Source organism: Photorhabdus sp. RM96S (assembly GCF_042879335.1).
GTDB lineage: Bacteria > Pseudomonadota > Gammaproteobacteria > Enterobacterales > Enterobacteriaceae > Photorhabdus > Photorhabdus kayaii.
Genome location: NZ_JBHFKT010000261.1, coordinates 1 through 252, shown reverse-complemented (window position 1 = coordinate 252; position 252 = coordinate 1). Strand labels below are relative to the sequence as shown.

General features: G+C 47.6%; 1 protein-coding gene. It reads right to left on the bottom strand.

Annotated features, from left to right (window positions below):
- The coding region (locus ACGF49_RS25265; RefSeq protein WP_387493558.1) for a hypothetical protein at positions 1-252 on the bottom strand (252 nt) is incomplete at both ends.

The following is a 252-nucleotide window of genomic DNA, read 5'->3' as shown; positions in this document are numbered from 1 at the left end:
ATCCGCCAGTTTAATCCCCGGGACTTCCCCTTCTACTTCTGAGGCGTTTATGGTCAGTTGAGGAGCATGACTTAATGCACGTGCAATTAGCGCGGAAGTCACCGGCGTATACTTCCCTTCAACTGAGTTATACCTCCCTGCCGGTGAATGCAACTCTGCGTTGTTTTTGACAATGGCAGTCACCCCTTTTGCCAATAAAGTTGCCTCAGTATCAATAATGTCACCGCCAGCATTAAGGGTTAAATTATTGCC